The following is a 13396-nucleotide window of genomic DNA, read 5'->3' as shown; positions in this document are numbered from 1 at the left end:
TCGTTCACCTCATTAAGGCTGGCATGAAGCGCATGCCAGCCGCAGTACCTACGAGAATTCAACCTGCTCGCGGGCGGTTGCTTCCTTGTGGGAGAACCCCGGCTGCTCCACGCGGATAAAGGCGCAGAGGAAAAAGGCCACCACGTACAATGCGGTATAGGCGATCACCACCCCGATGGTGCTGAAGAACGGCAGCAGCACCACGGCAATCGCCGGCGCGAGAAAGTTCGACATCCCCGCCGACAGGTTATAGACCGAAATGGCCGCGCCTTTATGCTTCGGCTCCAGCGCCGGGAACACGGCCGCCAGCGGCACGAAGGCGGCGACAAAGATCCCGAGGGCGATGGCGGGGATCAGCGCCATCGCAAAGCTATGGCCAAAGTGCTGAGGAATGTAGTAAAACGCCAGGCTGGAGAGCGCCATCCCGATGCAGCCGAACCAGCGCACCACCTTCATCCAGCCCAGTTTTTCCCCGAGGATCCCCCACAGCACGTTAGAGAAAATGGTGGTGAAGAAGAAGACTGCCCATACCTGGAGCCATTCTGAAGTGCTGAAGCCCAGCTCATCGACAAACATCATCGGCATAATGACCGCAAAGCCGAACAGCGAGAGGGTATTGATAATCCTCACCATGCTCGACAGCAGAATATTGCGGTTGGTATAGAGCAGCGTCGCGGCGCGTCCCAGCTCGGAAAACTTCTCACGGGTGGTGAGATTCTGCATATGCTGCGGCGTTTGAATATGGCGCAGGGAAACCAGGGCAATCACGCCCCCGGTAAGGCAGAAGGCCAGCGCCAGCCACAGGGTGCCCATTTCGCCAATGTGCGGAATGGTAAAGCTCGGAATATAGCTGCCGAAGACCCCGATGCCGATGGAATAGACCGCCCAGAACCAGCCGATGGCCGAGCTGGCGTTGTCGCTTTTGACGTTATGGACAATCGCCACGATAAACGAGTAGAGGAACAGCGGATAGGCGAAGCCGCGGATGCCGTAGAAAAGCAGGATCAGCGCATAGTTGGCGTGACCGAGGCCGAAAACGAGGAACAGCACGTGGAATACGCACCACAGCACGAAGCCAATCATCATCGTTTTCAGCGGGGTGATAATTTCCGCCACCACCCCGGAAATCCACGCCGACAGCGCGGCGGCCAGGCCGTAGAGGGTAAAGGCAAAGGAGGCCTCCGCCGGAGAGAAGCCGAGCGCTTTGATATAGTGCGACAGAAAGGCTAATTCAAAACCGTCGCCGGTCATAAATACGGCAATGGCGATGTATCCCCAGAGCAGGTTCAGGGGTAAACCGAGCCACTGTTTATTATTGATAGACATAATGACCTCGTTTTCAGGGTACAGGGTGGCCGCTCCGCGACGTGCAACGAAGCGGCGGTTATGATGAAAATCAGTGCTGTCGATAGTGCAGATCGTTTAAATACAGGGCTTTAAACTGCGCGTAGCGTTGCATCAGGGTGTGGTGGCGAATGGGATCCGCACGCCAGGTCTGCCAGACTTCCGGTTTTTCACACACCGCGGCAATGGGTTTGCCCGCCGCCAGGCAGGCCAGCCGCGCCGCGCCCAGTGCGCCGCCGGTCTCTCCGCCTTTGTGGGTCACCACCGGCATAGCGAGAATATCGGCCAGCAGCTGGGCCCAGAACGGGCTGCGGGCGCCGCCGCCCACCAGCGAGCACTGCGCGATCGGCGTCCCGCTCTCTTTTAACGCCTGCAGGCCGTCGTTGATCCCAAAGCTCACCCCCTCCAGCACCGCGTAGCCGAGCTGCGCGCGCAGGCTGGCATGGGTCATGCCCCAGAAGATGCCGCGCGCGTCAGGATCGTTATGCGGGGTACGTTCCCCGGAGAGATAGGGCAGGAAGAACGGCGCGTTGGCTTTATCCTCCTCGCTTAGCTCGGCAATCTCCGCCAGCAGCGCCACCTCCGTGGTGCCGGTCAGACGGCAGAACCACTGCAAACAGCTGGCGGCGCTCAGCATGACGCTCATCTGGTGCCACAGGTTCGGCAGCACGTGACAAAACGCATGTACCGCCGACTGCGGCGCCGGACGATAGGCGTCAGTCACCACAAACAGCACCCCGGAGGTGCCGAGCGAAATAAACGCATCCCCCGGCGAAACCGCGCCGACGCCAATGGCGCTGACCGCGTTATCCCCCCCGCCCCCGGCCACCACCACCGAGGCGTTCAGCCCCCAGCGCGCAGCCACCTGCGGGTCAAGGGTGGCGGAAACCTCGCAGCCTTCGACCAGCGTCGGCATTTGGCTGCGTGACAAGCCGCACTTGTCCAGCAGAGCGTCGGACCAGTCGCGCTTCGCCACGTCCAGCCACAGCGTCCCGGCGGCGTCCGACATATCGGAGACTTTCTTCCCGGTCATCCGGTAGCGCAGATAATCCTTGGGCAACAGCACCGTGGCGGTACGCTGAAAGTGCTGCGGCTCATGACGGCGCACCCACAACAGCTTCGGCGCGGTAAAGCCCGGCATCGCCAGGTTGCCCGCCACCTGATGCAGCTCCGGCGCCATCGCCTCCAGCTCGGCGCACTCTGCGGCGCAGCGGGTGTCGTTCCACAGAATGGCTGGACGGATCGCCTGCCCCTCTGCATCCAGCAACACCGCGCCGTGCATCTGCCCGGAGAGGCCAATCGCCTTAATGGCCGGCCAATGCTGGGCGCATTTTTCCCGTAGCGTGGCCATCAGGTACTCCGTCGCCTCCCACCATAGCTCCGGCGCTTGTTCTGACCAGTGCGGATGAGGCCGCTGAATACTCAGCGGCGCGCTATGGCTGGCGATAACCTCATGGTTCTCATCAATGACCAGCGCTTTGACTTCCGATGTGCCGAGATCGATACCCAGATACATAGCCACCTCTTAGTTAATCAGCGTGTAAACGGCGGCGACTTTCTCGCGCATCAGCGCCAGGAAATCCGCGTTGTTGGCGAGATCACCAAACAGGGCTTTATCACGGGCGAAGACAGCCACCGGATCCTGAGCCTCGAACATCTCATGCACCGCCTGCGCATCCAGGATGCCGTCCTGGTACTGATACGGCAGAGTTCCCTTGTGCCACTGCTCCATAAAGACGAAGAACAGCGCCGGCAGCATGGCGGTCGCCTCAGGGCGGACGCCGCGCTGGTAGCACTCCTGCAAGGTTGGCGCGATCATCGCCGGAATTTTCGAGAAGCCGTCGGCGGCGACGCGCTGGTTGGTGTCCTGGATATAGGGGTTGGTAAAGCGCTTAAGCACCACATCCCGGTAGGTCGGCAGATCAATGCCGTTATCGCCGAGACACGGAATAACGTCCTCCGTAACGTAGCGGTCGGCAATGGCGTAGATAACATCGGTCAGCGTGCTTTCATGAATATACTGCTGGCCGATTAAGGTTCCCGCCCAGGCAATGCAGCTGTGCGACGAGTTCAAAATACGGATTTTCGCCTCTTCATACGGGATGACCGACTCCACCATCTCCACGCCGACCGCCTCCAGATTCGGGCGGGCATCGCGGAAGTTGTTCTCCACTACCCACTGGATAAAGGTCTCCCCCATCACCGGCGCTTTGTCATCAATTCCGGTTTGCGCTTTGATGCGGGCCGGCAGATCGGCCGCCGGACGCGGGGTGATGCGGTCCACCATGGTGTTCGGACAGGTGGTATTGGCCGCCATCCAGTCAATCACCGCCTGTTTGCCGGTGAGCTGCAGGAACTCGACCATGCCGTCGTGGAAACGCTCGCCGTTATGACGGACGTTATCGCAGTTGAGCAGGGTCAGCGGCCCGGCGTTGTCGGCCATGCGCTTTTCCAGGATCCGCGCGAGGGTGCCGTAAATGGTTTTGCACTCGCCTTGCAGGTCGGCCTGCAGATCGGGGTTGCTGGTTTCCAGCCGATGGCGAGTGTTCAGGTAGTACCCCCCTTCCGTCACGGTAAAGGCGATAACTTTGGTCTGCGGGTTTGCCCCTTCGTTAATCAGCGGCTGTAGCCCGGCCTGCCACGGTAGCAGTTTCTGGATTGAGGTGATCTCTTCATATTCGCGCTCCCCTTCCGGGCTGACGGTCTCGAGGACGTAACGTCCTCCCTGCGCCGCCAGCGCCTGGACCACCTGCTCGGCGTCGTTGCGAATATTCCCCGCCGCGATGCGCCAGCGATTATCCCCGGAAGCAATCAGACGATGCAGATACCACGCCTGATGCGCGCGATGAAAAGAACCCAGACCGATATGAAGCCATGTGAATTGATTGTTCATGTTCTGCTCTCCTTGAGTTGATGGCGCCACTGTAATTGATCATTTGACCAAAATAAGAGCCATAGATCACAAAAGAGCAATTACCCAATTAAATTACAAATGACCAGCAAAGAGCAAAAGCTTGCCAGTTATGCCAACCACGGCGAGAATGCGGGTATTCGCCGGGCCAATTGCGTGCCCTGGCCAGCAACTTAGGGCGGGAAACCATGAGTAAAGAAGACGATATCCGGTTGGATCAGAAGGTGCGTGCCGCATGGATGTACTACATCGCCGGCCAGAATCAGAGCGAGATTGCCAGCCAGCTGGGCACCTCCAGACCGGTGGTGCAACGGCTGATCGCCGCCGCGAAAGAAGAAGGGATTGTGTCGATTAATCTGCACCATCCGGTAGCGAACTGCCTCGATTATGCGCAGTTGCTGCAGGAAAAATACCGCTTGATCGAGTGCAATGTGGTCCCCGCCTTTAGCGAAGAAAGCACCCTCGACAGTGTGTCATTTGGCTGCTATCAGCTGATGGCTCGCTATCTGCAGGATGATAAAGAGAAAATTATCGGTCTGGGCTCGGGCCTGACCCTGAAAAAAGCGCTGCAGCGCATCGATTTTGACAGCCTGAATACCCGCTGCGTGGCGCTGATCAGCGCCATGAACGCCGACGGGCAGTGCAATTATTACGATGACGTGCCCCTGCTGCTGACCCGCAAAATTAAGGCCAAGTACTATCAGTGGCCGGCGCCGCGCTACGCCCAAAGCGCGGATGAGTATGAAATGTGGTGCACCAATCGCTTATTCCGCAGCGTCTCCGGCGTCGCCCGCGAGGCGGACGTGATTTTTGTCGGCATTGGTCCGCTGGGCACGCAAAGTCCGATCTTTAAAGACGGCTTTATCAATCAGGCGCAGATGGATGAGCTGACCGCCCGCGGCGGCATCGGGGAGATCCTCGGGCGGTTTATTGATGCGCAAGGCGACGTGGTAGACAGCGAGATCAACCGCATGATCACCAGCTATGATATCCGCCAGAGCCACTGCCCGCGGATTGCCGCTGCCTGTGGAGAACATAAACGACCGGCGATCCTGGCCGCCCTTAAAGGCGGCTGGATCAATGGCCTGGTGACCGATGAGCATACCGCCCGCTGGCTGCTGACGCGGTAACGTTTAACAGCCAGACAGCGACTCAGCTGCTGCTCATCAGTCGCGGGGGAATTTCAATCCGCTGCTGGCTGGCTTCGCCGGCGTCAATAATCGAAAAAACAGCGTCCAGCATCGCCGGCACGTCCTGCTGCACCATGTCGATATCGTGCCCCAGCAGGTAGACAAAAGGATCCCAGTCGAAGCAGCCCATCGGCGGCTGCTCGCTGCCGGTCAGACCCACCTGCGACAGCCAGCGCACAACCCCTTCCAGGGATATCGTCGAGTTAACAAATATCCCCTGCAACAACGTCTTCGCGCTGCCAAACCGCTCCTGCAGGCAGTCCTCAACGTGTCCTTTCGAATAGCCGGGAGCCAGAATATTCGCCTGCGGCACGCTAAGCCCCAGCTCGCGATGCGCATCGTGGAAGCCGCGTAAACGCTCGCTGGTGTTATGGTCGCTGCTGCGCCCGCCGATAAAGGTCAGCGGCGCCAGCTCTCCGCGGCGGCGGGCGCTATTAGCCAGGATCTTATGAGTCAGCGCTTTCGCGCCGCCGTAGTTATCCGAAATCACCGACGGCGAGAGAGAGCCCGGCAGGTCGAGATTGACCGTTGGCACGCCCGCCTGCTGGCATAGCGCGGAAATTTTATCCGGATTGGTCGCCCCGGTCGCGACCACCCAGTCAACCTGCCAGGAGAGCATCGCCTTTACCGCTTCGATCTCCAGTTCCGGACGCCGGCGCGTACAGGTGATAATCGGCAGCAGGCCGCGCTCGCGGGCCATCTCCTCAAAGCGTTCGGCGATGGAACCGAAGTAGCGGTTATCATATTTGGGGATAATCATACCGATGACGTGTGATTTTTTACTGCGCAGCATGCTGGCCTGACGGTTAATCGCATAGCCCTGCTCCTCGGCAATCCGCGTCACCTTTTCCGCAAGCTTGGCGCTGATGCGGCGCTTTTTCCAGTTACCGTTGAGGATAGCGCTCACCGCGCTCGCCGAAACGCCGGAAAGTTCCGCCAGGTCGTAAATCGTTATCTTCTTCATTTTTCCAACTTGCGTCACAAAATCATGTCGCTGTTAATTTCCCCACTTGCTCAATCGATGAAGCGAGAGCAACATAGCTTCATCGATTGAGCATCCTTTTCACGCCAGGAAGTACGCGCGCATACCGCCTCAACATGCCAGCAAGCCTGAATTAAGATGCTGATATTCAATATGTTACCAGGTTTAGTCTATCACCTCGAACGTGATGCCCTCGCGTTCGATAGTTTTAACCAGATACGGCAAAGGATTATAAAATGAACCACTCTGTCTCCTCTATGAATACTTCCCTCAGCGGTAAAGTCGCCGCGATCACCGGCGCGGCGTCCGGTATCGGCCTCGAGTGCGCGAGGACCCTGCTGGGAGCTGGCGCAAAAGTGGTACTGATCGACCGCGAAGGCGAAAAGCTCAACAAACTGGTCGCCGAACTTGGCGAAAACGCCTTCGCCCTGCAGGTCGACCTGATGCAGGCGGACCAGGTCGATAACCTACTGCAGGGCATTTTGCAGCTTACCGGGCGTCTCGATATCTTCCACGCCAACGCCGGCGCCTATATCGGCGGGCCGGTGGCCGAGGGCGACCCGGACGTCTGGGACCGCGTGCTGCACCTTAATATCAACGCCGCCTTCCGCTGCGTGCGCAGCGTCCTGCCGCATCTGATCGCGCAAAAATCCGGGGATATTATCTTCACCAGCTCGATCGCGGGCGTGGTGCCGGTGATCTGGGAGCCAGTCTATACCGCGTCGAAATTCGCGGTGCAGGCATTTGTGCACACCACTCGTCGCCAGGTGGCGCAGTATGGCGTGCGCGTCGGCGCCGTACTGCCGGGCCCGGTGGTTACCGCTCTGCTGGACGACTGGCCAAAAGCCAAAATGGACGAAGCGCTGGCCAACGGCAGCCTGATGCAGCCGATTGAAGTGGCGGAGTCGGTGCTGTTTATGGTGACGCGTTCGAAAAACGTCACCGTGCGCGACATTGTGATCCTGCCGAACAGCGTGGATCTCTGACCCTGGCCAGCCTGTGAGAGGATGTGATGCAAAACGATACGCAAAACATTATTGGCGTGGATGTCGGTTCGGGCAGCGTGCGCGCCGGGGTATTCAATCTGCGGGGCGAGCTCCTCGCCCACGCGACCCGGGAAATAACCCTGTTTCGCAGCGCCGGAAACAAGGTCGAGCAGTCGAGCCGTGAGATCTGGCAGGCGGTGTGCTACTGCATTAAAACGGCGGTGGCCAGCGCCGGCGTTTCGCCGTCGTCGATAGCCGGGATCGGCTTCGATGCCACCTGCTCGCTGGTGGTGATTGGCGATAACGATGCGCCGCTGGCGGTCGGGCCTTCGGACGATGCGGACCGCAACATTATTGTCTGGATGGATCATCGCGCCACCGGGCAGGCGGAAAAGATCAATGCCACGGGCCACCCGGTACTGCGGTACGTTGGCGGCAAAATCTCGCCGGAGATGCAAACGCCGAAAATTTTGTGGCTGAAGGAGAATCGCCCGCACATCTATCAGCAGGCGCGCCACTTCTTCGACCTCGCCGATTACCTCACCTGGCGCTCAACCGGCGATGAAGCCCGCTCGGTCTGCACGGTGACCTGTAAATGGACCTACCTGGCGCATGAACAACGCTGGGATGCCGGTTACTTCCGCCAGATTGGCCTCGCAGAGCTGGCGGATGAAGATTTTGTCCGCATCGGCCAGCGGATTGTCGATCCAGGCACCCCCTGCGGCGAGGGCCTTTGCGCCACGGCGGCAGAGGAGATGGGCCTGCCGATCGGCACGCCGGTGGCGGTGGGGATGATTGACGCCCACGCGGGCGGCATCGGTACCGTCGGCGTGCTTAACGGCGCGGTCAACAATATGGCCTATGTCTTCGGCACTTCTTCCTGCACCATGACCACCACTCAGGAAGCGGTATTCGTCCCGGGCGTCTGGGGCCCTTACTATTCGGCGATGGTGCCGGGCTACTGGCTAAGTGAAGGCGGGCAAAGCGCCGCCGGCGCGGCTATCGACCAGCTGCTGAGCTTCCATCCGGCGGCGGCGGAAGCGCGCGAGCAAGCGAAAGCCGCAGGCGTCCCTCTGCCGGTCTGGCTGGCGGATCGCGTTCTGACGCAAGTTGCTTCGCCTTCTGAAGCGGTAACGCTGGCCGCCGGTCTGCACGTCGTTCCGGAGTTTCTCGGTAATCGCGCGCCGCTTGCCGATCCCCACGCGAAAGCGCTGATTGCCGGGCTGGGGATGGAGCGGGACCTGGATAACCTGACCGCGCTGTACGTTGCCGGGCTATGCGGGATTGGCTATGGTCTGCGACAGATCATTGACGCCCAGCGCGCCTGCGGAATTGAGAGTGAAAATATCGTCATCAGCGGCGGAGCCGGGCAGCATCCGCTGGTGCGTCAGCTGTTGGCCGACGCCTGCGGCGTTAGCATCGTGAGCACCGCCAGCCGCGAGCCGGTGCTGTTAGGTTCCGCCATCCTCGGCGCGGTGGCGGGCAGAGTCGCGGCTTCGCTGCCGGAGGCCATGAAGCAGTTTACTCAGGTGGATGCCACCTATCACAGCGAGACGGCGTTTAGCCCGCTTCATCAGCGCAGGTATGCGGCCTATAAGGCGCTACAACAGGCCGGCAGGCTGATTCGCGAATAACATACCTCCTTATTTTATAACAATAATGCTCCGCTGCTGTGCAGCGGAGACACTCATCTGCACTCTGAAATCGAGGTCAACATGTCCGTTAATAACAAACAGTGGTACGGTCTACCGCTCAACCTCATCTGGGGATATGTCGCCATCGCCGTGTTTATGACCGGCGACGGCTTTGAGCTGGCTTTTCTGTCGCACTACATCAAAGCACTCGGATTCACCCCGGCGCAGGCTTCCTTTGCCTTTACTCTCTACGGTCTGGCTGCCGCCCTGTCGGCGTGGGTCTCCGGCGTGGTGGCGGAAATCATTACCCCACGCAAGGCCATGCTGATTGGCTTCGTGCTGTGGTGTGTATTCCACGTACTGTTCCTCGTCTTCGGCCTCGGTCGCGCCAACTATGCGCTGATCCTGCTGTTTTATGGCATCCGCGGCCTGGCCTACCCGCTGTTCCTCTACTCCTTTATCGTCGCCATTATCCACAACGTCCGCAGCGACAGTTCCAGCTCCGCGCTGGGCTGGTTCTGGGCGGTCTACTCGGTGGGTATCGGCGTGTTCGGCAGCTATATTCCGAGCTTTACCATTCCCCACATTGGCGAAATGGGCACCCTGTGGCTGGCGCTGCTCTTTTGCGCCACCGGCGGCATTATTGCGCTGGTGTCGATGCGTCATACCGAAACGCCGCGCCATATGCAGAACCTGACCACTCGTGAAAAATTCGCCGAACTGGGGCGCGCGGCGACGCTGCTCTATACCAACCGCAGCATTCTGTTCTCGAGCATTGTGCGCATTATCAACACCCTGTCGCTGTTTGGTTTTGCGGTGATCATGCCGATGATGTTTGTTGATGAGCTGGGATTTACCACCTCGGAATGGCTGCAGGTATGGGCGGCATTCTTCTTCACCACGATCTTTTCGAACGTTTTCTGGGGGATTGTGGCGGAGAAAATGGGCTGGATGAAGGTTATCCGCTGGTTCGGCTGCATCGGGATGGCGCTTTCCAGCCTGGCGTTCTATTACCTGCCCCAGCACTTCGGCCATAATTTTGCCATGGCGCTGGTACCGGCTATTGCCCTGGGGATTTTTGTCGCCGCGTTTGTGCCGATGGCGGCGGTGTTCCCGGCGCTGGAGCCGAACCATAAAGGCGCGGCGATTTCGGTCTATAACCTGTCAGCCGGGCTGTCGAACTTTCTGGCGCCGGCGATTGCCGTGGTACTGCTGCCCTATTTCAGCACTATCGGCGTGGTAATAGCCTATACCGCCTTATATATTCTGGCCTTCTTCCTGTGCCCGTTAATCCGCGTTGAACAGCCTGGCTTTACCAGCGATCAGCATGCGAAACCGTTTACCGCCAACGCGGCAGAGTCTTAATAAACCGCATCTGGTACAAACAATGCGCAATCCGGGCGGTGCCGCCCGGATTTTTGCCTTATGCGATAGTCACTTTGCCATCCAGATAAACATCCTGCACGGCATTGATCAGCTTCACGCCGTCGGCCATCGATTTCTTAAACGCTTTGCGGCCCAGGATCAGCCCCATGCCGCCGGCGCGTTTATTGATCACCGCCGTGCGCACCGCGTCGGCAAGGTCGGTCTCCCCGCCCGCCGCGCCGCCGGAGTTGATCAGCCCGGCGCGGCCCATATAGCAGTTGGCCAGCTGGTAGCGCACCAGATCGATGGGGTTATCGCTGGTCAGTTTGCTGTATACCCGATCGTCGGTATAGCCGAAGTTAACCGCTTTGTAGCCGCCGTTATTCTCCGCCATCTTTTGCTTAACGATATCGGCGCCGATGGTGGCCGCCAGGTGGTTGGCCTGACCGGTCAGGTCAGCGGAAACATGATAGTCGACGCCGTCTTTCTTGAATGCCGAATTGCGCAGATAGGCCCACAGCACGGTGACCAGGCCCAGCTCATGGGCCCGCTCAAAGGCGGCGGAAATCTCTTCTATCTGACGACGCGATTGTTCTGAGCCGAAATAGATCGTCGCTCCCACGGCCACCGCCCCCATATTGAACGCCTGCTCAACGCTGGCGTAGAGGGTCTGGTCGTATTCGGTGGGGTAGCTCAGCGTTTCGTTATGGTTGAGCTTCACCAGGAAAGGGATGCGATGCGCGTAGCGGCGCGACACCGAGGCCAGCACGCCGTAGGTCGACGCCACGCAGTTACAGCCGGCTTCGATCGCCAGCTCGACGATATTTTTCGGATCAAAGTACAGCGGGTTGGCGGCAAAGGAGGCGCCCGCCGAGTGCTCCACGCCCTGGTCAACCGGCAGAATGGAAAGGTAGCCGGTTCCCCCCAGGCGTCCGGTATTGTACAGGGTCTGCATATTGCGTAGCACCGCCGGTGGTCGGTTGTTATCCACCATCACCCGATCAACATAATCTGCGCCAGGCAGATACAGCTGGTCGGACGGAATGGTTATACAACGGTGCTGCAACAGGCTCTCGGCATCTTTGCCCAGCAACTGCGTAATATCAGTCATAGCAATCTCCCGTAAGGCCGGCCGAAGCCGGCATGCATTATCCCAACCCAATTTTTTTGGGCAGGTTAAGCCTGGTACCGACTTAGCCTATTTTCCAGCCGGGGGGCCATTTTTTCAGGAGATTCTGCTGTCCCGTTGCGCTGCCATTTACCACCAGGCGTGGAAATGGTGCACCGGCCCGATACCGTGGCCTACCTCCAGAGAGTCGGCCTGTGCCAGAGCCGCCGACAGCCAGGCCTTCGCCTCGATAACGGTGGCCGCCCAGTCCGCGTGACGCGGGCGCAGCGCCGCCAGCGCGGCGGAGAGCGTACAGCCGGTGCCGTGGGTATTTTTGGTCTGCACTCGCGGCGCGGTGAACCGCTGTTCCCCTTCGCGGGTGAAGAGCCAGTCCGGGCTTTCGGCATCGTCGAGATGGCCGCCCTTCATCAATACCGCGCCGCAGCCCAGCGCCAGCAGCGCCCGTCCCTGCTCCAGCATTTCTCGTTCGTTACGCGCATGGGGGGCATCGAGTAGCGCGGCCGCTTCCGGCAGGTTCGGGGTGATCAATGACACCTGCGGCAACAATCGTTGACGCAGGGTCTCCACCGCCGAAGCCGACAGCAGCGGATCGCCGCTTTTCGCCAGCATGACGGTATCCAGCACCACGTTGGCCACCCGGTAGCGCGCCAGCCGCTCGGCCACGGCTTCCACAATATCGGTCTCCGCCAGCATGCCGATTTTGGTGGTATCGATACGCACATCGCTGAACACCGAGTCGAGCTGCGCGGCCACAAAATCCGGTTCGATGCGATAGACCGACTGTACGCCGCGGGTATTCTGCGCCACCAGGGCGGTGATCGCCGAGCAGCCATAGGCCCCCAGCGCGGAGAAGGTTTTCAGATCGGCCTGGATACCGGCCCCGCCGCTGGGATCGGTGCCGGCGATGGTCAGGGCGTTGATGCGTTTCATCCCTGCACCTCCTGATACAGCGCGTCGAGAAACGCCGGAATAAAGCTGCCTGGGCCTCCCTGACGGGCGGCGATCTCCCCGGCCTGCTTCATCAGCCCGCAGGCGGCGGCCACGTTTTCCAGCCGGTCTCCCGGCAGCGCCGCGCTCGCCGCCACCACCGCCGACAGCGCGCAGCCGGTGCCCACCACCCGGGTCATCAGCGGATTGCCCCCCGCCACGCTGAGCACCCGCTCGCCGTCGGTGACGTAATCCACCTCGCCAGTGACCGCCACCACGGTAGCCAGCCGACGAGCCAGCGCCTGGGCCGCCGGCAGCGCCGCGGCGGCCGTATCGGTGGTATCTACCCCGCGCCCACCGGCGCTCATCCCGGCCAGCGCCAGAATTTCAGAGGCATTGCCGCGAATGGCCGCCGGCTGGAGGGCCAGTAGCTCGTGACAAAAGGCCGTGCGCACGGTCAGGGCGCCGACCGCCACCGGATCCAGCGTCCAGGGCTTGCCGGCCTGACGGGCGTGCTCCACCGCGGCGCGCATCGCCACGGCGCGATCTTCGGTCAGGGTACCGACGTTAATTAACAGCGCATCAGCGATAGCGGCAAATTGCGCCGCTTCGCGGGGATCGATCACCATCGCCGGCGAGGCGCCGACGGCCAGCAGAACATTGGCGGTAAAGGTCTGCACCACGTCATTAGTCATGCAGTGCACAAGGGGGGAATGGGCGCGCAGCAGATGGCGCAGGTGCGCGACAGGCGCGGGATTCAACAGCTCAGGCATAGTTTGCTCCCGCCAGACGAGGTAGAAGCAATGACCCTGCGGTCTCTGACTTCCCTACGCTGGCATTATCCAGATCAGGTGGTACGGGTATTTCTCAGCCTTCAACGAAGAAGGGCACCCCGAGTCAAAATAGTGAAATTGTTAAGCGTTGTGGA

General features: G+C 60.2%; 11 protein-coding genes and 1 riboswitch. Of the genes, 4 read left to right on the top strand and 7 right to left on the bottom strand.

What is annotated here, in order from left to right; genetic code table 11:
* Positions 1-48 precede the first annotated feature (48 nt).
* The 3 genes from dalT to dalD form a co-directional block, all read right to left on the bottom strand.
* Positions 49-1326: a D-arabinitol transporter gene (gene dalT, locus IB144_RS08495; protein WP_002912654.1), complete on the bottom strand. Its 1278-nt coding sequence runs from the start codon at positions 1324-1326 to the stop codon at positions 49-51.
* 70 nt (positions 1327-1396) lie between these two features.
* On the bottom strand, positions 1397-2860 hold the full coding sequence (xylB, locus tag IB144_RS08490; protein ID WP_009486186.1) for a xylulokinase: 1464 nt from the start codon (positions 2858-2860) through the stop codon (positions 1397-1399).
* Positions 2861-2869: 9 nt separating this feature from the next.
* Positions 2870-4237: a D-arabinitol 4-dehydrogenase gene (gene dalD, locus IB144_RS08485; RefSeq protein ID WP_002912678.1), complete on the bottom strand. Its 1368-nt coding sequence runs from the start codon at positions 4235-4237 to the stop codon at positions 2870-2872.
* 206 nt (positions 4238-4443) lie between these two features.
* Between dalD and IB144_RS08480 the strand changes: the two genes are divergently transcribed.
* On the top strand, positions 4444-5385 hold the full coding sequence (locus IB144_RS08480; protein WP_004144198.1) for a sugar-binding domain-containing protein: 942 nt from the start codon (positions 4444-4446) through the stop codon (positions 5383-5385).
* 22 nt (positions 5386-5407) lie between these two features.
* On the opposite strand, the gene IB144_RS08475 is transcribed toward IB144_RS08480, so the two are convergent.
* Positions 5408-6409 carry a LacI family DNA-binding transcriptional regulator gene (locus tag IB144_RS08475; RefSeq protein ID WP_004180590.1) on the bottom strand — a complete coding sequence of 334 codons (1002 nt, stop codon included), beginning with the start codon at positions 6407-6409 and terminating at the stop codon, positions 5408-5410.
* Positions 6410-6663: 254 nt separating this feature from the next.
* On the opposite strand from IB144_RS08475, the gene IB144_RS08470 reads away from it, so the two are divergent.
* The 3 genes from IB144_RS08470 (at position 6664) to IB144_RS08460 (ending at position 10412) form a co-directional block, all read left to right on the top strand.
* Complete coding sequence (locus IB144_RS08470; protein ID WP_004180592.1) at positions 6664-7413, top strand: SDR family oxidoreductase; 750 nt, start codon at positions 6664-6666, stop codon at positions 7411-7413.
* 26 nt (positions 7414-7439) lie between these two features.
* Positions 7440-9047 (top strand): FGGY-family carbohydrate kinase, encoded by a 1608-nt coding sequence (locus IB144_RS08465; protein ID WP_020804246.1) that lies wholly within the window; start codon positions 7440-7442, stop codon positions 9045-9047.
* Between the two features lie 81 nt (positions 9048-9128).
* Positions 9129-10412, top strand: a complete 1284-nt coding sequence (locus IB144_RS08460; RefSeq protein ID WP_004175116.1) for an RbtT/DalT/CsbX family MFS transporter — start codon at positions 9129-9131, stop codon at positions 10410-10412.
* A gap of 58 nt (positions 10413-10470) precedes the next feature.
* On the opposite strand, the gene fbaB is transcribed toward IB144_RS08460, so the two are convergent.
* From fbaB to thiM, 3 genes are all read right to left on the bottom strand, one after another.
* On the bottom strand, positions 10471-11523 hold the full coding sequence (gene fbaB, locus IB144_RS08455; RefSeq protein ID WP_002912704.1) for a class I fructose-bisphosphate aldolase: 1053 nt from the start codon (positions 11521-11523) through the stop codon (positions 10471-10473).
* 147 nt (positions 11524-11670) lie between these two features.
* Positions 11671-12471, bottom strand: coding sequence for a bifunctional hydroxymethylpyrimidine kinase/phosphomethylpyrimidine kinase (thiD, locus tag IB144_RS08450; RefSeq protein WP_002912707.1), 801 nt, complete (start codon positions 12469-12471; stop codon positions 11671-11673).
* Positions 12468-13241: a hydroxyethylthiazole kinase gene (gene thiM / locus IB144_RS08445; RefSeq protein ID WP_012541053.1), complete on the bottom strand. Its 774-nt coding sequence runs from the start codon at positions 13239-13241 to the stop codon at positions 12468-12470. The genes thiD and thiM overlap by 4 nt, the downstream gene beginning before the upstream one ends.
* A 34-nt stretch (positions 13242-13275) precedes the next feature.
* Positions 13276-13373, bottom strand: a riboswitch (TPP riboswitch).
* Positions 13374-13396 lie beyond the last annotated feature (23 nt).

The organism is Klebsiella sp. K4 (assembly GCF_014596785.2).
Taxonomy (GTDB): domain Bacteria; phylum Pseudomonadota; class Gammaproteobacteria; order Enterobacterales; family Enterobacteriaceae; genus Klebsiella; species Klebsiella pneumoniae.
The sequence above is the reverse complement of the archived record's forward strand: the minus strand, read 5'-3'. Positions and strand labels throughout refer to the sequence as shown.